21 protein-coding genes and 1 pseudogene are annotated in these 16,792 nt (G+C 62.9%); 10 read left to right on the forward strand and 12 right to left on the reverse strand.

From position 1 onward, the window contains the following. Positions 1–124: 124 nt before the first annotated feature. The 3 genes from ABIB06_RS34090 (at position 125) to ABIB06_RS34100 (ending at position 3,848) form a co-directional block, all read left to right on the forward strand. Positions 125–1,192 (forward strand): glycosyltransferase, encoded by a 1,068-nt coding sequence (locus ABIB06_RS34090; RefSeq protein ID WP_354052265.1) that lies wholly within the window; start codon positions 125–127, stop codon positions 1,190–1,192. 39 nt (positions 1,193–1,231) lie between these two features. Next, positions 1,232–2,584 (forward strand): O-antigen ligase family protein, encoded by a 1,353-nt coding sequence (locus ABIB06_RS34095; protein WP_354052263.1) that lies wholly within the window; start codon positions 1,232–1,234, stop codon positions 2,582–2,584. 118 nt (positions 2,585–2,702) lie between these two features. Next, positions 2,703–3,848, forward strand: coding sequence for a GNAT family N-acetyltransferase (locus ABIB06_RS34100; RefSeq protein ID WP_354052262.1), 1,146 nt, complete (start codon positions 2,703–2,705; stop codon positions 3,846–3,848). 27 nt (positions 3,849–3,875) lie between these two features. On the opposite strand, the gene wrbA is transcribed toward ABIB06_RS34100, so the two are convergent. The 3 genes from wrbA to ABIB06_RS34115 are packed head-to-tail and all read right to left on the reverse strand — an operon-like array spanning position 3,876 to position 6,009. Further along, a complete protein-coding gene (gene wrbA / locus ABIB06_RS34105; protein WP_354052260.1) occupies positions 3,876–4,475 on the reverse strand; it encodes an NAD(P)H:quinone oxidoreductase in 600 nt (199 codons plus the stop codon). Between the two features lie 48 nt (positions 4,476–4,523). Then, a complete protein-coding gene (locus tag ABIB06_RS34110; protein WP_354052259.1) occupies positions 4,524–5,222 on the reverse strand; it encodes a pirin family protein in 699 nt (232 codons plus the stop codon). Between the two features lie 34 nt (positions 5,223–5,256). Continuing rightward, positions 5,257–6,009, reverse strand: a complete 753-nt coding sequence (locus ABIB06_RS34115; RefSeq protein WP_354052257.1) for an SDR family NAD(P)-dependent oxidoreductase — start codon at positions 6,007–6,009, stop codon at positions 5,257–5,259. Positions 6,010–6,125: 116 nt separating this feature from the next. On the opposite strand from ABIB06_RS34115, the gene ABIB06_RS34120 reads away from it, so the two are divergent. After that, positions 6,126–7,061 carry a LysR family transcriptional regulator gene (locus tag ABIB06_RS34120; protein WP_354052255.1) on the forward strand — a complete coding sequence of 312 codons (936 nt, stop codon included), beginning with the start codon at positions 6,126–6,128 and terminating at the stop codon, positions 7,059–7,061. Between the two features lie 56 nt (positions 7,062–7,117). Here ABIB06_RS34120 and ABIB06_RS34125 read toward each other — a convergent pair whose 3' ends face one another. Then, positions 7,118–7,375: a hypothetical protein gene (locus ABIB06_RS34125; RefSeq protein ID WP_354052253.1), complete on the reverse strand. Its 258-nt coding sequence runs from the start codon at positions 7,373–7,375 to the stop codon at positions 7,118–7,120. 156 nt (positions 7,376–7,531) lie between these two features. Between ABIB06_RS34125 and ABIB06_RS34130 the strand changes: the two genes are divergently transcribed. Both ABIB06_RS34130 and ABIB06_RS34135 read left to right on the forward strand, forming a co-directional pair. Then, entirely contained in the window at positions 7,532–8,515 is a 984-nt protein-coding gene (locus ABIB06_RS34130) for a tripartite tricarboxylate transporter substrate binding protein (protein WP_354052251.1), read from the forward strand. A 95-nt stretch (positions 8,516–8,610) separates the two neighbouring features. Next, entirely contained in the window at positions 8,611–8,967 is a 357-nt protein-coding gene (locus ABIB06_RS34135) for a hypothetical protein (RefSeq protein ID WP_354052249.1), read from the forward strand. 57 nt (positions 8,968–9,024) lie between these two features. Here ABIB06_RS34135 and ABIB06_RS34140 read toward each other — a convergent pair whose 3' ends face one another. From ABIB06_RS34140 to ABIB06_RS34155, 4 genes are all read right to left on the reverse strand, one after another. Then, positions 9,025–9,864 (reverse strand): adenylate/guanylate cyclase domain-containing protein, encoded by an 840-nt coding sequence (locus ABIB06_RS34140; RefSeq protein WP_354052247.1) that lies wholly within the window; start codon positions 9,862–9,864, stop codon positions 9,025–9,027. 55 nt (positions 9,865–9,919) lie between these two features. Continuing rightward, positions 9,920–10,387, reverse strand: a complete 468-nt coding sequence (locus ABIB06_RS34145; protein ID WP_247339806.1) for a YbaK/EbsC family protein — start codon at positions 10,385–10,387, stop codon at positions 9,920–9,922. Further along, the gene (locus ABIB06_RS34150) at positions 10,384–11,157 is read right to left on the reverse strand and encodes a haloacid dehalogenase type II (protein WP_354052245.1); all 774 of its coding nucleotides are present in this window, start codon (positions 11,155–11,157) and stop codon (positions 10,384–10,386) included. The genes ABIB06_RS34145 and ABIB06_RS34150 overlap by 4 nt, the downstream gene beginning before the upstream one ends. Before the next feature lie 304 nt (positions 11,158–11,461). Further along, on the reverse strand, positions 11,462–12,346 hold the full coding sequence (locus ABIB06_RS34155; protein WP_354052243.1) for an amidohydrolase family protein: 885 nt from the start codon (positions 12,344–12,346) through the stop codon (positions 11,462–11,464). A 310-nt stretch (positions 12,347–12,656) separates the two neighbouring features. Between ABIB06_RS34155 and ykgO the strand changes: the two genes are divergently transcribed. The 3 genes from ykgO (at position 12,657) to ABIB06_RS34170 (ending at position 13,931) form a co-directional block, all read left to right on the forward strand. Further along, on the forward strand, positions 12,657–12,782 hold the full coding sequence (gene ykgO / locus ABIB06_RS34160) for a type B 50S ribosomal protein L36 (RefSeq protein WP_006611362.1): 126 nt from the start codon (positions 12,657–12,659) through the stop codon (positions 12,780–12,782). 122 nt (positions 12,783–12,904) lie between these two features. After that, positions 12,905–13,546, forward strand: a complete 642-nt coding sequence (locus ABIB06_RS34165; RefSeq protein ID WP_354052241.1) for a tetratricopeptide repeat protein — start codon at positions 12,905–12,907, stop codon at positions 13,544–13,546. A 124-nt stretch (positions 13,547–13,670) separates the two neighbouring features. Then, a complete protein-coding gene (locus ABIB06_RS34170) occupies positions 13,671–13,931 on the forward strand; it encodes a hypothetical protein (RefSeq protein WP_247339810.1) in 261 nt (86 codons plus the stop codon). 12 nt (positions 13,932–13,943) lie between these two features. On the opposite strand, the gene ABIB06_RS34175 is transcribed toward ABIB06_RS34170, so the two are convergent. Continuing rightward, positions 13,944–14,126, reverse strand: a complete 183-nt coding sequence (locus tag ABIB06_RS34175; RefSeq protein ID WP_247343677.1) for a hypothetical protein — start codon at positions 14,124–14,126, stop codon at positions 13,944–13,946. A 326-nt stretch (positions 14,127–14,452) separates the two neighbouring features. Between ABIB06_RS34175 and ABIB06_RS34180 the strand changes: the two genes are divergently transcribed. Beyond that, a complete protein-coding gene (locus ABIB06_RS34180) occupies positions 14,453–15,409 on the forward strand; it encodes an alpha/beta fold hydrolase (protein WP_354052239.1) in 957 nt (318 codons plus the stop codon). Here ABIB06_RS34180 and ABIB06_RS34185 read toward each other — a convergent pair. The 3 genes and pseudogenes from ABIB06_RS34185 to cycA form a co-directional block, all read right to left on the reverse strand. Further along, positions 15,406–15,717, reverse strand: coding sequence for a HigA family addiction module antitoxin (locus ABIB06_RS34185; protein ID WP_354052237.1), 312 nt, complete (start codon positions 15,715–15,717; stop codon positions 15,406–15,408). The two genes, ABIB06_RS34180 and ABIB06_RS34185, sit on opposite strands and share 4 nt — an antisense overlap. Positions 15,718–15,726: 9 nt before the next feature. After that, positions 15,727–16,022: pseudogene (locus ABIB06_RS34190) on the reverse strand (type II toxin-antitoxin system RelE/ParE family toxin). Between the two features lie 124 nt (positions 16,023–16,146). Further along, the gene (cycA, locus tag ABIB06_RS34195; protein ID WP_279667333.1) at positions 16,147–16,542 is read right to left on the reverse strand and encodes a cytochrome c-550 CycA; all 396 of its coding nucleotides are present in this window, start codon (positions 16,540–16,542) and stop codon (positions 16,147–16,149) included. Between the last annotated feature and the right edge of the window lie 250 nt (positions 16,543–16,792).

A 16,792-nucleotide genomic window follows, 5' to 3' on the forward strand; every position in this document is an offset into this window, starting at 1 on the left:
CGGCGCGGCGCTGGTTTTGTAGAATAGCGTTAAGCCGGCGGCATTAAGCCTGTGGCAAATTTGGAAGAGTGCGACAGCCGGTCCCATGCGAGAATGCGCACCGAACTTCCCGCGGATGGACCCAGTGCCCGCAAAGACATTCGACTACGATCCCGACGACATGGTTCTCAACCTCTTCTACGAGGACAAGGACGATCGCTGGTTTTCCGGCGACCGGCATCTGCGGCGCATGGCGCGCCGCATGCTGCTCGGCGAGCCGCGTATGAGCGGGCAGCTCCGCGTGTTCCTCAATCTCCGTGCGGGGCTCGATCGGCTCGGCATCCGCTATCGCGTCAACGATTATGGCTACATCGCGCAGCATCCGGACGAACTCGCCTGCATCATCGGTCGCACCTTCCTGCTCGACAAGTTTGCGTGGAAGAATCCGATCCTGCTCGGCGTCGCCGCCCATAATCATCCGCTCGACGATCCCGACCTGTTCAAGCGCCTGCCGGTCAAGAAGGTGGTGGTGCCCGGCCCGTGGTACGCCGACATGTACCGGCCGCATTGGCCCGAAACGGAGGCCTGGCCGGTCGGTATCGACACGGATCTCTGGGCGCCGTCGCTGACGTCGCAAAAGACCGTCGACGTCCTGATCTACGACAAGGTCAACTGGGACCGCGAGCGCTATGCTTCGGAGCTGATCGAGCCGGTTCGCGCCCGGCTCACCAGAGAGGGCCGCTCGTTCACGGAACTGCGTTACGGCAGTTACAAGGAGGACGACTATCAGGCCGCGCTCGCGCGCTCGCGTGCGATGATCTTCCTGTGCCAGAACGAGAGCCAGGGCATCGCTTATCAGCAGGCGTTGTCCTGCGGCGTGCCGGTGCTCGCCTGGGATCCCCGTGGCCCCTGGCGGGACGCCGATTATTATCCGCATCGTGTCCAGTTCGCGCCTGTGTCGTCGGTGCCGTATTGGGACGATCGTTGCGGCGCCAAGTTCGTCGACGTCGCGGGGTTCGAGGCGGGTTGGGACGATTTCTGGGCCGGGTGCGCCGCTGATACGTTCGATCCGCGCGGCTTCGTGCTCGACAATCTCACGTTGGAACAGCGCGCGCTGCAATATTACGAGATCGCGCGGAGCATCGTGCGGCAGCAGGCTGTGCCGCAGAGCTCCGGTGTACTGGTTGACGGATGCTTAACAGGGATCGGCTAAGACTTGGAGCTTCCCCAGTTTCCCGAGCAGCCTTGAGCCATGGATCGCAGCGTCGCTGACATGACTGACGTCGAGGCCCGATCGTTCGGCTACGTCCTGCGCGATGGGCTTGCGGGGGTCAACGCCGTGCGGGCGGGGCGTTGCCTCGTCGCAGTCGCGGCGCTGCTCCTTGTGCTGGTAACGCTCGATCCGTTTCCGGATCTGCGCAGCGAGGATGTCATCACCGTCGTCGGCGGACGGATGGCGCTCACCTATGTCTCCTGGGGCCTGTTGGCTGCGGTCGCGGTGCTGTTCGTCGCCACAACGGATGCGCCCGCGCTGAAGACCCTGGTGACACCGCTGCATCTCTGCCTGGTAGGCTGGCTGTTGATCAACATCGTCTTTTCCGAGAGCCGCGGCGTTTCGATTCAGCGCCTCGTGCTTGCGGCCAGCGTGATGTCGCTTGCCGCGCTGTTGCCGTTGCTGCCGCCGACGCAGCGCAGCTTCAACCTGTGTCTTGGTGGCGCCGCGCTCGTCCTGCTCGCACTCTGCTATCTCGGCGTCTTCCTCGCGCCGCAATATTCGATCCACACCGCACTCGACGTCACGGAGCCGCAGCTGGCCGGCGACTGGCGCGGCAGCTTTGGCCACAAGAACATCGCCTCGCCGGTGATGACCATCCTGGTTTATGTCGGCATTTACCTGTCCGCCGTCGGATCGTTCGTGATGGGCCCGGCGATCGCCGCGCTGGCCGGAATCTTCCTGATCTTCACCGGCGGCAAGACGTCCTCGGTGCTATGCCTAGCGATCTACGCGCTCGCGTCGCTGGTCTGCGTCACGCCAAGCTTGTGGCTGAAGCGGATCATCTGTTTCGTGCCGCTGATCGTGATGAATTTGCTGACGGTCGGCAGTGTCTTGAGCCCGACGCTCGGGGCGATGACGCGGCTGCTTCCGCTCGACCCCACCTTCACCGGCCGCTCCGCCATCTGGGAGTTCGCGCTCGCAGCCGTCGCCGAAAAGCCGATCACCGGCCACGGCTATGCGGCCTTCTGGGACGACGTCACCGCACGGCAGACCGCCCAGGGCGCCGAATGGGCGACGACCGCGGCGCACAGTCACAACAGCTATCTCGACCTCGCGGTCACCATCGGCCTGCCGGGTCTTGTGCTCGTGATCCTCGTCTTCGTGCTCGCGCCGCTCGGCAATTTCCAGTCGGCCCGGACACACAATCGCAGTCGCGCGCTGGCAAAGCTGTTCCTGACCGTGTGGCTGTTCGGCCTGTACTACGGAGCGACCGAGACCTTCCTGCTCGAACGGCAGAATCCGATCTGGTTCATGTTCGCTGTTGCTGCGGCCGGCCTGCACTTCCTGGCCAGGTTCCAATGTGTGACGCAAAAGGAACCTGAAGCCTGACAGCTTGTCGCAACCGGTGCGGCAGTGGCATTGGCTTAACGATAAGCAGTGACGTCGCTTGTGGTCTGCGACAAAACACAATCTATCTGGAAACATTCAGTAATCGTAAGCACCGCGGATGACGTTCCTCAGCGTCGAGCAACCAAATGGTCTTGTGTCCAGCACGTCGGGAATCGCGGTCGATTTCGTGCGTGACTGGCGGCACGCCGCATCGCGCCTGAACGCCGGTCATCGCACTGCGTTTCAGCATGGTTATTGGCTCGGCGCCTGGTACAAAGCGTTCCACGACCTCGCACCGCTGATTGCATTGATCTCCGATGCCGCGACCGGCAGGGACATTGCGGTGGTGCCGATGATCAGCCACCTCAGGCGCGGCATCCGCATCGTCGAATTCGCGGATTTCGGCGTCTCCGACAACAACGCGCCGATCCTGGCGCTCGATGCCGCGTTGGACGCGGCGGCAACGGATGCGATCGGCAAGGCGCTGATCGACGCATTGCGCGCATTGCCCGATCGATTCGATCTGCTGCGCCTGAAGAAGATGCCAGCCCATGTCGGCGGCAACCCGAATCCGCTGGCGTCGCTCGGCCGGATCGGGTCCTGCTCGCTCAACGGCAACCTCGTGCTGACCGGCGACGATTATGAAGACTACCAGGCTTCGATCAAGCGCATGCAGATGCCGCGCTGCTGGCGCGTCTTCAGCCGTCATGGCGGCGCGCGATTCGAGGTCGCCACCGATGTCGCGCGTGCGCGCGAGCTACTGGACGTGATGGATGTCCAGCAGCAGGCGCGCATGCAAAAGCTCGGCTCGCGCTTCGTCCTCAACGACGAAACCCATGCGCAGTTCTATCGCGAAATCGCCCGCCAGGGTGTCGCGGACGGTTACGCCGTCATCTCGGCGCTGGTGTGCGACGAGGCCATCGTCGCCACCACGCTCGGCGTCAGGTTTGGTGCGACCTATTTTCTCCTGCGCATCAGCCACGCCAGCAATTCATGGTCGAGCTGCTCGCCGGGGCTGCTGGTAACCGAGTGCACCATGGCAGCGCTGCATGCAGAAGGCGTGCGCCGTTTCGACCTCAGCATCGGCAACCAGGACTACAAGCGCCGCTTCGGCGCCGAGCCGGTGCCGCTGACCGATGTCAGCGTCGCGCTGTCCTGGCGCGGCATGCCCTTCGCATTGCGCGATCATGCCGCGCAGGGCCTGCGCCGTCACCCCAGGCTCGCCGTCCTCGCGGCGCGGGCCATGGGCAAGGGGAGGCGCTGACGCCCCCCCTCGCATCAGCCGTGAAGCCTAGCCATGTAGCTTCTTGGCGGTCTCCGCGATCTGGCGTCCCTGATAGCGTGCGCCGGCGAGTTCGTTGGCGCTGGGCTGGCGGCTGCCGTCGCCGCCGGTGATCGTGGTGGCGCCGTAGGGCGCGCCGCCGGTGACCTCGTCGAGCCTCATCTGGCCGGCGAAGCCGTAGTTCATGCCGACCACGACCATGCCGAAATGGAGGAGGTTGGTGATGATCGAGAACAGCGTCGTCTCCTGACCGCCGTGCTGGGTCGCGCTCGACGTGAAGGCGCCGCCGACCTTGCCGTGCAACGCGCCCTTGGCCCAGAGCCCGCCGGCCTGGTCGAGGAAGTTCGCCATCTGCGAGGCCATGCGACCGAAGCGGGTGCCGGTGCCGACGATGATCGCATCGTAATTGGCGAGGTCTTCGATTTTGGCGACGGGTGCAGCCTGGTCGACCTTGTAATAGGACGCTTTGGCGACCTCGGCCGGCACGAGTTCGGGCACGCGCTTGATGTCGACAGTGACGCCGGCTTCGCGCGCGCCTTCGGCAACGGCGTTGGCCATTGTTTCGATGTGACCATAGGCGGAGTAATAGAGGACGAGAACTTTGGTCATGATGGTCTCCGTTGAATGGTGATTTGAGGTGTTCCGTATGAGTGGCGCTTACGCCGCGTCGACCAGCACGAGCTCGGTGTCTTCCAGAGCCGTGATCTTCAATCTGTCCTCGTCGCGGATCGCGGCGCCGTCGCGAGCATTGACGCGGACGCCGTTGACCTCGATTGAACCCGCCGCGGGCACAAGATAGAGGTGCCGCGACTTTTGCGGTTCGTATTCCGCGCTCTCGCCGGCTTTCAGCGTGGTGGCAAGCACCCGCGCATCGGCGCGGATCGGCAGCGCGTCCGTGTCACCCTCGAAGCCGCTCGCGATGGTGACGAGCTTGCCCGAGCGGTCTCCTTTCGGAAACGGCTTCGAGCCCCAGGTCGGTTGTCCGCCGCGCGCGGTCGGCTCGATCCAGATCTGGAAGATCCGTGTCTTGGTCGGCTCGAGATTGTACTCGGAGTGTCGGATGCCGCTGCCGGCGCTCATCACCTGCACGTCGCCCGCTTCAGTGCGGCCCTCGTTGCCGAGGCTGTCCTGATGGGTGATCGCGCCCTCGCGCACATAGGTGATGATTTCCATGTTGGCGTGGGGATGGGCGGGAAAGCCCGTGTTCGGCGCGATCTCGTCGTCGTTCCACACCCGCAAGGCGCCGTGACCCATGTTGTTGGGGTCGTAGTGACTCGCGAAGGAGAAATGGTGCTTGGCGTTGAGCCAGCCGTGATCGGCGCCGCCGAGCTTTGCGAAGGGTCTGAGTTCGATCATCTGCGTAATTCCTTATATTGGGATATTGGGGCGCCTAGGCGCCGAAACCGCCGTCGACGTTGAGGACGGTGCCGGTGACGAAGGAGGCTTCCGGGCTTGCGAGGAAGACGACGCCGGCCGCCACCTCCTCGGGGCGGCCGAAGCGCTGCAGCGCGTGCTGCTTGCGCTGGGTCTCGGCGAACTCGCCGCCGTCCTTCGGATTCATATCGGTGTCGATCGAGCCGGGCTGCACCACATTCACGGTGATGCCGCGCGGGCCGAGGTCGCGCGCCGCGCCCTTGGTGTAGCCGACGACGGCCGCCTTGGTGGCGACGTAGTCGGCAAGGCCCGGGAACGAGGCGCGGTCGGCAAGCATCGAACCAACAGTGACGATGCGGCCGCCTTCACCCATCAACTGCGAGGCGGCGCGGATCGCCGCGATCACGCCATGCACGTTGATCGCATCCTGGCGGGCCAGCGCCTCGGTGTCGGCATTCGCATCGTCGATCGCACCGCCGCTCGCAACGCCAGCATTGTTGACGAGAATGTCGAGATGGCCAAACTCCTTCGCCACGTCGTTGACGAGCTGCGTCACGTCCTTGGCCGAGGCCTGGTCCGCCCTGAAGGCGCGGGCCCTGACGCCCTTTGCCTTCAGTTCAGTGACGACCGCTTCAGCCTTTTCGGGTGACGCGACATAGCTGATGGCGACGTCCGCACCTTGATCGGCGAGTGCGCGGGCAGAGGCCGCGCCGATACCGCGCGAGCCGCCGGTGACGAGGGCAACCTTGCCTGAGAGCTTCTTGGTCATTGGATTTCTCCATTCCTGAATTTCTGATGACCCTTGGATAAGCCTCCGCTTGTGGTATAGAAATAGAAACTGTTGAAACGCATTGTTTCCGTTAATCACCCAATTGGACCGGTTCCATGGCAAAACTCCCCGACTTCGAGGCGCTCGCGATTTTTGCAAAAGTCGTGGAATTACGGTCGTTTGCGGGTGCTGCGGGCGAGCTCGCGATGTCCAAGGCGACGGTGTCCAAGGCGGTCACGCGCCTCGAAGAGCGGCTCGGCGCGCGACTGTTCAACCGCACCTCGCGCCGGCTCGCGCTGACCGATGCCGGGCATAAGCTCGCCGAGCGTGCGACGCGCCTTTTGTCCGACGGTGAGGCGGCGGAGAACGAGGCGCTGGCGCAATCGGTAGCGCCTCGCGGGCTGGTGCGGCTCGCCGTGCCCATGACGTTCGGGATCAAGGCGGTGGCGCCGTTGCTACCGGAGTTCTTCGAAGCCTATCCGGAAGTCTCCGTCGATCTGCATCTGAGTGATGCGACCGTCGATTTGATCGGCGAAGGCTTCGACATGGCAGTGCGGATCGCGCGGTTGCCGGATTCCTCGCTGATCGCGCGACGGCTGTTCACCATGCCGCGCTTCACGGTGGCGGCGCCGTCCTATCTCAAACGCCAGGGACGGCCGACGCATCCCATGCATCTCGCCGAGCACAAGTGCTTCAGCTACGCCTACCTCTCGACGCCGAATGTCTGGCACTACTCCAATTCGGCCGGCGAACAGGCCAGTGTACGTCCGGGCGGACAGCTTCGCGTCAACAATGGCGAAGCCGTGATGCCGGCGCTGATCGCGGGTCTCGGCATCGCCGAACTGCCGGAGTTCATCGTCGGCGAGGCCATCGCCTCCGGCGAGGTCGAAGTCATCCTGAAAGACTGGAAGCAGGCCGAAGGCGCCGTTCATCTGGTGACGCCACCCGGCGGCCCGCGCCCCGCACGTGTCGAAGCGCTCGGCGATTTTCTCGCGGCGAAGCTGCCGGGGACGTGCAAGCGGCAGGCGCGCGGAAAGGCAAAGCCGTCGTAGCAAAGTCGTCGTAGCAAAGTCGTCGTAGAGCGAGCGGCTTCAACGACGGAGTTTGACTACGACACCTTCACGCCATCCTTCGCGATAATTCGCAAGCTCGGCTTCAACGTTTGTTCCAGCCGCGACTTCAATTCATGAACACGCGGATCGCTCGAGCGCTTCGCGCAGACCGCGTATTGATGCACCGATTGCGCCAATGCGCGCCGTGCCTGCGGCGTTCGCGTCATTTCGGGCTTTGAAAGCCGCAACACGATAGCGGCGAGATTCACCAGCATCTCGTCCAACGCCACGTCGATGGTTCGAAGTCTGTTCATCGCTCGACTCCCTGGGAGGCAACGGTGGGTCCAGGGGGGCGTTCCTGACCGGGCGAAACATGGATAATGCTTCGTAAATCCCGCCGCACGGCTTGTTCTTGCGGGCGGTCGCGCTAGGCTGGCAGCGAAACAAGAAAAACAGGGGGGAAATCTGCCATGGATCGACGCGATGTCCTGCGCGCCGCTGCCGCATTGCCGTTGTTGCCTGCGTTGTCGGGCCCGGCTTTCGCGCAAGCCTATCCCGCTCGCAACGTCACCATGATCGTGCCGTTTCCGGCCGGAGGCCAGGCGGATCTCGCGGCGCGCCCTGTCGCACAGGCGCTGGAGCGAATCCTCGGCAAGGCGGTCATCGTCGACAACCGCGCCGGCGGTGGCGGCGGATCGGTCGGCAATGCCGCGGCCGCGCGCGCTGAGCCCGACGGCTACACGCTGCTGATGACGCTGTCCTCGCTCGCGGTGCTCCCTGAGGCCGACCGGCTGTTCGACCGTCCCGTCGCCTACGAGGTCTCGCAGTTCATGCCGATCGCGCGGGTGCTGGCCGATCCCACGCTGCTGGCAGTGCCGGCCTCGGCACCCTGGAAGACGGCGCAGGATTTTGTCGAGGACGCCAGGAAGCGGCCGGGCCAGATCACCTACGGCTCGTCCGGGCCCTATGGCACGCTGCACGTGGCGATGGAGATGTTCGCAAACAGCGCCGGCATCAAGCTGCTGCATGTGCCGTTCCGCGGCGCAGGTCCCGCGCTGACCGCGCTGCTCAGCGGCACCGTGCAGGCGATTGCGGCCGCGCCCGGCACGCTGAAGCCGCAGGTTGACGATGGCAAGCTGCGCGTGCTCGGCAATTGCGGCGCGCAGCGCATCGCGAGCTTCCCCGCCGTTCCGACGTTCCAGGAGCTCGGCTACAAGGACGTCGAGATGTACATCTGGGCCGGGCTCTTTGCACAGAATGCTCTTCCTGCGCCGGTCGCGAGCCGTCTGCGCGAAGCGATGGCGCAGGTGATGACGAGCCCCGACGTGCTCAAGTCGTTCGAGGTCTCGGGCAGTCTTGTCGCCTATCAGGACGCACCGGCGTTTGCCGAGTTCGTCGCCACCGACAGCATGCGGCTGATCGCGGCGGTGAAGAAGATCGGCAAGGTGGAGTAAGTTCCAATCGCGCTTTCACGTTTTTTTGTTGGTCCAGAACCTCCCCGCGTCTCATTGATTGAAGACAATTCAAGAAACTCAAGAAGGATCGGGACATGCGGACAGAGCGGATTGTGCTGGGTGTAGCGATCGCGATCGGCGGCATCGTGGCACATAGTGCTGCGTCTGCCGAAGAATATCGCGGAACCATGGAACAGCAGATGGCCTGTACGCCGGATGTGTGGCGGCTGTGCAGCGACCAGATCCCGGACGTGAGTCGCATCACGGCCTGCTTGCGGCAGAACACACCACAGCTTTCCAGCGGCTGCCGTGCGGTGTTCCAGTCCAACAACCAGATGCAGCCGCAGCAGCAGGTCCCGAGCAATCGAGCTGCAGCGCCGCCGCGCTATAACAATGCGCCGCCACCACCTCCGCAAGCGCAGCCGCGGCCTTATGATGATGACAATGATTAGCGCACGATCGGAGCGCGGTTGGCGGTAGGCGCAAAGATGCTGCCGGTGCCGCCTCGTTCAGCGCTCCCCCTTGCTGTCCGACTCAGGTCGATGTCGGAGCGCCGTCCGCAGGATGGCGCCGAAGAGCAAAGCCGCGACCGGCCAATGGAACCAGATCTTGTGCATGCCGGTGAAAATATTGATCAGAATCAGAAAGGCCGACACCGTGAGGGCCGCTGCAACCGGGCGGGGAAGCTTCGCTAGCCCATCTGAAACGAAGCCCATCCACGTGGATGACTCGTATCGGTCGCGGTGTACGGCGTCAGTTTGCGGGCCAGCAATTGCGCCCTGAGAAGTCAGGCGTTCGCCAGGCGGAAGGCTCCGTGCTTGAGCGGTTTGGCCGCTCATGGTCACACGATAACTGGTCACAGGAGCAATGTTTTTCATTGGACGCTGGCCGAGGCAGTCGAAGCCAACAGACAATTTGTTGTGCACCTGATCATAGGTGGAGCTGGAGATCACGATGCCCCCGGGTTCGGCAAGCTCTTGCAGACGCGCCGCGATATTGACCCCGTCTCCATAAAGATCGGAACCATCCACCATCACATCGCCGAGATTGATGCCGATGCGAAAACGCATCGGGGGAGGTGGGTCCGAATCCTGGTTGGAAATTTCCTGCTGAATCTCGACCGCACATTGCACGGCCTCGACGACGCTGGCGAATTCGGCGATGACAGCATCACCCCAGGTATTCACGATCCGCCCGTCATGGCGCTCCACCAATCCCGCAATGGCCGTGCGGTAGCGGCGGAGTGTCTCCAGCGTTCCCGCCTCGTCGGCTTCCATGAGGCGAGAATAGCCGTGCACATCAGCGCACAGCACGGTGGTCAGCCGTCGTTTTACCTTATCGTCGGGCATGGTTCATACATTAGCCTCCTTGACTGGCAAATGCATCAGGCATCCCGCAGCTGCCTTACGGCCTGACCTCGCAGACATCGACCCATTCGGCCGCCGTCAGCTCGGCCATGCGGTCCGGCGTGATGCGCACCGCGCTATGGGTCGAGCCTGCGGCCGGCACCACCATGTCGAACGCCTTTAAGGACACATCGCAGTAAATCGGCAGCGGCGACTTCAGCCCGAACGGACAGACGCCGCCGACCTCGTGGCCGGTGATCTCGGCGACCTCTTCCAGACCGAGCATCTTCGGCTTGCCGCCGAACGCCGCCTTCACCTTCTTGTTGTCCATCCGTGAGGTGCCGGCCGCGACGATCAGGAGCACGCGCTCGCCGATCCGCAACGACAGCGTCTTGGCGATCATTCCGGGCTCGACGCCATAGGCTTCGGCGGCCAGCGGTACGGTCGCCGAGCTGATCGGGGATTCGATGACGGTGATGTCGGGGGCTTTCTCAGCGAAGAAATCGCGAACGGATTGAAGGCTCATTCAGGTCTCACGGGCGGGCGGCGATCCTTGGGCGATCCTTCGGCGATCCTTGGCAGCTCGGAGAGCGAACGGACGCGGTGGTCCGGCGCGAAGCCGAGCTCATCCATCTGGGTGCGGATCGCCTTGAACATCGTCAGCGGTGCCACGAGTTCATTCTCGACGCAAGCCAGCGCCATCGCCTCGGGTGTCACCCGTTCGATCCAGGCGACGTTCAGCCCGAACGCCTTCGCGCCCGCGACGTCCCAGGGGTTGGAGGAGACGAACAGCACCTCGTCAGGCGCGGTGCCGAGTACCTCGCCGATCAGCATGTAAGCTTCCGGGCTCGGCTTGAAGATCTTCTTCGCATCGACGCTGATCGTGGCATCAAGCAGAGCGTCGAGCCCGGAATTGCGCACGAGCGCACTCAGCATGTTCGGACTGCCATTGGATAGGATCGCGAGTTTTCGCGGTTTCAGCGCCGCGAGCGTGGCTGCCGCATCCGGATAGAGATCGAGATGCAGGTATTTCTCGATCACCCGCTCGAACGCATCGCTTTCATAGGCGAGCCCGAGCACGCGCAGCGTATAGGCAAGCGAGTCGCGCGTGACGGCGTTAAAATCCTGGTAGCGCCGCATCAGCGAGCGCAACCAGGTGTATTCGAGCTGCTTGATGCGCCAGATCTGCGTGATGATCTCGCCGTAGCCCGGAAACGCATCCTCGGTTGTCTCCGCGACCGACTGGATGTCGTAAAGCGTTCCGTAGGCGTCGAAGATAACGGCTTTCAGGCTCAATTGACCGATCCTCCGGATCGCTGCGGGCGCATGGACTATACTCGGCGCAGCTGTATCGATCCAAGGGGGAAACGCGAATTTGGGGCCTCGGCTTCTAAAGCTTTACAACGATCTTGCCGAAGTGTGAGCCGGTCCGGAGGTGAGCATATGCTTCGGGGACCTCGTCGCGTGAATTGATCGCACGCAACGCGGCCATCGGATTCACCGCGCCAAGGCCGCCATCCGCCGTCTGAGGCCTTGAGGGCCTGAGCGTGAGGGCTTCGATAGCAGCGTCGAAGCCATCAATGCGCTGACGAATACGCGCCTAGATCCCTAGCAGCTTGCGGGCGTTGGCCTTCAACACCTTCGGCCGGATGTCGTCGCGGATGTCGATCTTGGCGAAGTCCGACAGCCAGCGGTCCGGCGTGATCACCGGCCAGTCCGAGCCGAACAGCATCTTGTCCTGCAGGATCGAGTTGATGTAGCGGACCAGGATCGGCGGGAAATATTTCGGCGACCAGCCGGACAGGTCGATATAGACGTTCGGCTTGTGGGTCGCGACCGACAGCGCCTCTTCCTGCCACGGGAAGGATGGGTGGGCGAGGATGATCTTGAGGTTCGGGAAGTCAGCCGCGACGTCGTCCATGTACATCGGGTTGGAAAATTTCAGCCGCATGCCCATGCCGCCGGGCATGCCCGATCCGACGCCGGTCTGGCCGGTGTGGAACAGCGCGATCGCGCCGCCATTGTTGATCTCTTCGTAGAGCGGATAGGCCATGCGGTCGTTGGCGTAGAAGCCCTGCATGGTCGGGTGGAATTTGAAGCCGCGCACCCCGTATTCCTCGATCAGCTTGCGCGCCTCGCGGACGCCGAGCTTGCCCTTGTGCGGGTCGATGGAGACGAAGGGGATCAGGACGTCGAGATGGTCGGAGGCGATCTCCAGCATCTCCTCATTCTTGTAGCGGCGGAAGCCGGTCTCGCGCTCGGCGTCGACCGGGAAGATTACGGCGGCGATATTCTTGGAGCGATAGTAGGCCGCGGTCTCCGGCACGGTTGGCGGATGCTTGTGCGGTGACTTGAAGTAATCCGCCATCTGGGCCTGAAAATCGTCATAGCCGTCGTCGGGATGGGTGCCGCAGGGCTCCTCGGCATGGGTGTGGATGTCGATGGCGACGACGTCGTCGATGTTCGGCAGCTTCAGCTTTGGCATTGGTTTCCTCCCGACGGGTTGCCGAATTGATTATATGATATAACGAAATTGGCAAGGCATCGTGGCAAGCGAGGCCGGCAAGCGACTAGATTGAGGCCGATCCGGCCGTTTCTACTTTGCACGGGGTTGTTTTCCAGAATTTGCTGGTTCGCAACATGGCAGTTAACATTGACATCCAGTCCCGCGATGCCTTAGAAACCGCCCCGTCCCGGGCGGTCGTCCGCCAGCGGGAAAGATCTCATTTTGCCACATTCGCGCGTGCCGAAACGGTAGTGCCGAACACGGCCTTTCGAACGTTCAGGATTCTGCCATGAAGGTCCGTAACTCGCTGAAATCACTGCGCGGTCGCCATCGCGCCAACCGCCTGGTCCGCCGCAAGGGCCGGGTTTATGTGATCAACAAGGTGCAGCGCCGCTTCAAGGCTCGCCAAGGCTGATCTGGGCGGCTGATATTGCCCTGCCGGACGCCCGAGCGCGCGCCCCGCAAGACCACGGCCTCACATGAGTTTGACGCCGCCCCTGCTATGCAAGGGCGGCTTTGCGCGTTTACACTTCGATCATGGCAGTGAGATTCCTCTTCGCGCGCACCCTTTGTCTGGCTCTTGTACTGGGAGCCGCCGGCCTCGCTCCGGCGCTGGCACAGCAGATTGATCCGCCGGCCCCGCCCGGCAAGCAGAAAAAGCTTCCGGAAGCGCCGGCCAAGCTGCCCAAGGTCGACCGCACCAAGAATCTCGATTTCCTGTTCGGCGCGCTGAAAGCTGCGCCCGACGATGCCAGCGCCAAGCATGTCGAGGCACGGATCTGGGCGATCTGGATCCAGACCCCGAGCGACACCGCGGCGCTGCTGATGGCGCGGGCCAAGACCGCGGTCGACGCAAAGAAGATCGAGGTCGCGATCAAGCTGCTGGATTCGGTCGTCAAGCTCAGGCCCGACTACATCGAGGCCTGGAACCGGCGCGCGACGCTCTATTACATGCAGAACGACTATGGCCGCTCGCTCGCCGACATCCGCGAGGTGCTGATCCGCGAGCCCCGCCATTTCGGCGCGCTCGCAGGCCTCGGCATGATCATGCAGGAGGTCGGCGACGAGAAGCGCGCGCTCGAGGCCTACCGCAAGGCGCTCGCCGTCAATCCGCATCTCGAGAAGATCCCCGATCAGGTCAAGGCGCTAACCGAGAAGGTCGAAGGCCGCGATATTTAGCGGACAAGTCGATCATTGCTCGAGCGAATTCGGCGCAGGCGGATTAACCACGATGACACGCGCCGCGTTACGAGGGGTATGGGTGACACCGCCGCAGGCCTACCTTCACGGCGGGAGCACAGCCATGAAGCGTTTGATCTTTGCAGGTATATTGCTGCTGGCGTCGGGGACGATGAGCCTCGCCGACGGGCTGTTCTGGGTGGTCGGCAACAACGCCACCGGAAAATGCAGCATCGTCACCAGTAATCCAGTGATCATCGGCGACGTCTGGTTCGGTGACGGCCCCTACAAGTCCAAGGCCGATGCCAAGCTTGCCCGTTCGACGATCCGCGCTTGTCCCGCGCTCACATTAGACGAGCAAAAGGACGAGGACAGCACGAACTAGGTCGACAGCGACCTAGTGCAAAACGCTGCCTTCGCGCTCGGCGAGGCCGTGATCGACCGCTGCGGCGTAGGCCTTTGCAAGCTCCGTCTCGAGGTGCTCGTTGATCAGCAGCAGCGCGCGCACGGCACCGCGCAGGTCGCCGTTGCAGCTTGCCACGATCTCGTCGATCGGAGTGTCTTTGGATCTCAAACTCATCGAAATTCTCCGGTTCAAATCAGGACAAATCCTGCCGGTCTTTCCCGCATCCCCTGGGGTTGCGAGCAGGATCGGCGCCCACCCGCGTCTAGATGGCGGAACCGACCGTGGCGATTATATGGAAGCCGCGGTGACGAGTGCATGAAGCTGTTTCGAAGCTTGCGCGCTGGGGGGAGTAGCATTGATTTCGTTGCGTTTTTCCCGCTGGAATTATGCACATATCCACAGCCCCGGCATTTCAAGTGGAGCGCGGGGTCTCCCTGGGCGAAACTGCCGCCCCCAAGCCCCGTAACTGCCCTGTGCCCTCGATCGCCCGGATTCTCTCCATGATCGTGATGTCAGTCGTGACCGCGCTGGTTCTGCTGGCGCTGGTCACGCAGGCCGGCGTCCTCGTCCTGCAACGCGCCTTCCCACCGCAAGGCCGGATGATCGAGGTCGATGGCGCTGTGCTTCACGTCGTCGATATCGGCCCGCGCGATTTCAACCTGCCGATCGTGATGCTGCACGGCGCGAGCTCCAACCTGGAAGCGATGCGGCGGCCGCTCGGCGATCTCCTCGCCAAGAACCATCACGTCATCCTGATCGACCGTCCCGGCCATGGCTGGAGCACCCGCGCGCGGCGGCAGGATTCGACGCCGGAGGTCCAGGCGCGGATGATCGATGAGGCGCTCGGCAAGCTCGGGATCGATCGCGCGGTTTTCGTGGTGCATTCCTGGAGCGGCGCGCTCGGCGCGCGGTTGGCTCTCGATCATCCCGCCCGCGTTGCGGGCCTCCTGATGCTCGCGCCCGTCACCCATCCCTGGCGCGGCGGCGTCGGGCGTTACAACGAGATCATCGCAACGCCCGTGATCGGCCCGCTGCTCGCCTACACCATAACCCTGCCGCTGGGCTATTTCCTGAGCGAGCCCGGCGCGCGCAGCGTCTTCCTGCCACAGACGATGCCGGATGGTTTCGTGCATGACTCCGCGACGCCACTGCTGCTGCGCCCGCGCGAGTTCATCGCCAATGCCTATGATCTGGTGACGCTGAAGGAAGCGGTCGCCGCGCAAGTCGCCCGCTACGGCGAGATATCGGCGCCGGTCACGATCATCGCCGGCGAACCCGACAAGACGGTGAAGACCAACATCCACGCGCGCCCGTTCGCCGCGACTGTCCAGAATGCGAAGCTGATCGTGCTGCCTGATCTTGGCCACATGGTGCAGAACGCGGTGCCGGATCTCGTGAAGACCGAGATCGAGACGATGATCGGGAAAATAGCTTCCGTAAACGCGGTAAGCGGCTAGACAGCCTTCTCCGCGAGAGGCTTGGCACGCTCGATCCGCTTGCGCTCACTCGGCGAATTCATTGCTTCCCAAAGATCTGTGCGGCGCTGAACGTTCAGCCAGAAATCGGGACTATTCCCAAAGACGCGCGCGAGAATGAGGGCCGTTGCCGCGGTCACGTTCCGGCGATCGTTGCAAAGCTCGTTGACGTGCTTGCGCTGCACGCCCATGGCCTCAGCGAGTGCTCCCTGAGTCAGGCCAAAGGGATCCATGAACTCTTCGGTTAGAATTTGCCCGACCGTTGCAGGCTTGCGCTTGGTCATCAGCATGCGGTCTGCCTATCTGTAGCTGTGATCGTCCAAATAGACTTCTTCGGCCTCGCCCCGGCTGCTGGACCATCGAAAGACCAGCCGCCATTGCCTGTTGATGCGGATCGAATGCAGTCCCGCCAGATTGCCGCGCAGCTTCTCGAAATGATTGCTTGGGGGCACCCGAAGGTCCTGATCCGACGTCGCGTCGTCGAGCATCTGAAGCTTGCGAAAAGGTCTGTCCTCGATATCGGCGGGATCCGTCTCGATCTGACGTCGTCAACGAAGAAGGCGCGCAGCCATTCGTCACGGAAACTCGAGATCATCAACAAGCCCCGCCGATTGAGGCATTGTACCACATAGTGGTACAATGGCAATGCTCATAGCCGGCGGGGCTTCTTTCAGGAAAATGCCCTGGATTTGGCGGCGAGGACGCCGTCGTTCGCGCGCTTACTGCTTGATCTTCCCGTCCTTGTCGAACTGCGACACATAGGTCCAGAGATTGTTGATCTCGGTCTCATTCTTGATGCCGGCGAACGCCATCTTGGTGCCGGGGATCTTGGCCTTCGGGTCCTTGATGTATTCCTTGAACAGCGCCTCGTTCCAGGTGATGCCGGAATTCTTGTTCGCGTCGGAGTAATTGTAGTCCGGCGCCGTGCCGGACTTGCGGCCGTCGAGGCCGTTGAGCTCGGGGCCGACCTTGTTCTTGGCGCCTTCGCCGATCGCGTGGCAGGCCAGGCATTTGTTGAACGACGACTTGCCGGCCGCGGCATCCTGCGCCATCGCGGCAGGTGCGGTGGCAATCGCGGTGAGAATGGTCAGTGCGCCAAAAATCAGTTTTGTCATCGGGTGCTCTTCGTCTCTTCCCTGGGGTCTGGTCAGTTACTTGCCTGATCGGCAATCGTCGGACCTGCCGGTTTTGGCAGGCCTGCCCGGCTTGGACAAGCCGCCAAACCATGACAGGTTTCACGATTTCCTACTTGTCCCAGAGCGAACTCGCGCAAGATCGTCGATCCGACTTTCGGATGGCCTACCCAAACCACCGCGGACGTGGTTGATTTGTCGCGACAAATCGATCATGCGGCGTCAGCCGGAA

This window comes from Bradyrhizobium sp. LB8.2 (assembly GCF_040548035.1).
Taxonomy (GTDB): domain Bacteria; phylum Pseudomonadota; class Alphaproteobacteria; order Rhizobiales; family Xanthobacteraceae; genus Bradyrhizobium.

What these genes read in the sequence shown, in the direction of transcription:
- wrbA (WP_354052260.1), bottom strand. Translation starts at nt 4,475, where the DNA reads ATGACCAAAGTTCTCGTCCTCTATTACTCCGCCTATGGTCACATCGAA.
- ABIB06_RS34180 (WP_354052239.1), top strand. Translation starts at nt 14,453, where the DNA reads ATGATCGTGATGTCAGTCGTGACCGCGCTGGTTCTGCTGGCGCTGGTC.
- ABIB06_RS34165 (WP_354052241.1), top strand. Translation starts at nt 12,905, where the DNA reads ATGGCAGTGAGATTCCTCTTCGCGCGCACCCTTTGTCTGGCTCTTGTA.
- ABIB06_RS34125 (WP_354052253.1), bottom strand. Translation starts at nt 7,375, where the DNA reads ATGAACAGACTTCGAACCATCGACGTGGCGTTGGACGAGATGCTGGTG.
- cycA (WP_279667333.1), bottom strand. Translation starts at nt 16,542, where the DNA reads ATGACAAAACTGATTTTTGGCGCACTGACCATTCTCACCGCGATTGCC.
- ABIB06_RS34170 (WP_247339810.1), top strand. Translation starts at nt 13,671, where the DNA reads ATGAAGCGTTTGATCTTTGCAGGTATATTGCTGCTGGCGTCGGGGACG.
- ykgO (WP_006611362.1), top strand. Translation starts at nt 12,657, where the DNA reads ATGAAGGTCCGTAACTCGCTGAAATCACTGCGCGGTCGCCATCGCGCC.
- ABIB06_RS34135 (WP_354052249.1), top strand. Translation starts at nt 8,611, where the DNA reads ATGCGGACAGAGCGGATTGTGCTGGGTGTAGCGATCGCGATCGGCGGC.
- ABIB06_RS34175 (WP_247343677.1), bottom strand. Translation starts at nt 14,126, where the DNA reads ATGAGTTTGAGATCCAAAGACACTCCGATCGACGAGATCGTGGCAAGC.
- ABIB06_RS34115 (WP_354052257.1), bottom strand. Translation starts at nt 6,009, where the DNA reads ATGACCAAGAAGCTCTCAGGCAAGGTTGCCCTCGTCACCGGCGGCTCG.
- ABIB06_RS34130 (WP_354052251.1), top strand. Translation starts at nt 7,532, where the DNA reads ATGGATCGACGCGATGTCCTGCGCGCCGCTGCCGCATTGCCGTTGTTG.
- ABIB06_RS34120 (WP_354052255.1), top strand. Translation starts at nt 6,126, where the DNA reads ATGGCAAAACTCCCCGACTTCGAGGCGCTCGCGATTTTTGCAAAAGTC.
- ABIB06_RS34140 (WP_354052247.1), bottom strand. Translation starts at nt 9,864, where the DNA reads ATGCCCGACGATAAGGTAAAACGACGGCTGACCACCGTGCTGTGCGCT.
- ABIB06_RS34145 (WP_247339806.1), bottom strand. Translation starts at nt 10,387, where the DNA reads ATGAGCCTTCAATCCGTTCGCGATTTCTTCGCTGAGAAAGCCCCCGAC.
- ABIB06_RS34100 (WP_354052262.1), top strand. Translation starts at nt 2,703, where the DNA reads ATGACGTTCCTCAGCGTCGAGCAACCAAATGGTCTTGTGTCCAGCACG.
- ABIB06_RS34155 (WP_354052243.1), bottom strand. Translation starts at nt 12,346, where the DNA reads ATGCCAAAGCTGAAGCTGCCGAACATCGACGACGTCGTCGCCATCGAC.
- ABIB06_RS34185 (WP_354052237.1), bottom strand. Translation starts at nt 15,717, where the DNA reads ATGCTGATGACCAAGCGCAAGCCTGCAACGGTCGGGCAAATTCTAACC.
- ABIB06_RS34110 (WP_354052259.1), bottom strand. Translation starts at nt 5,222, where the DNA reads ATGATCGAACTCAGACCCTTCGCAAAGCTCGGCGGCGCCGATCACGGC.
- ABIB06_RS34095 (WP_354052263.1), top strand. Translation starts at nt 1,232, where the DNA reads ATGGATCGCAGCGTCGCTGACATGACTGACGTCGAGGCCCGATCGTTC.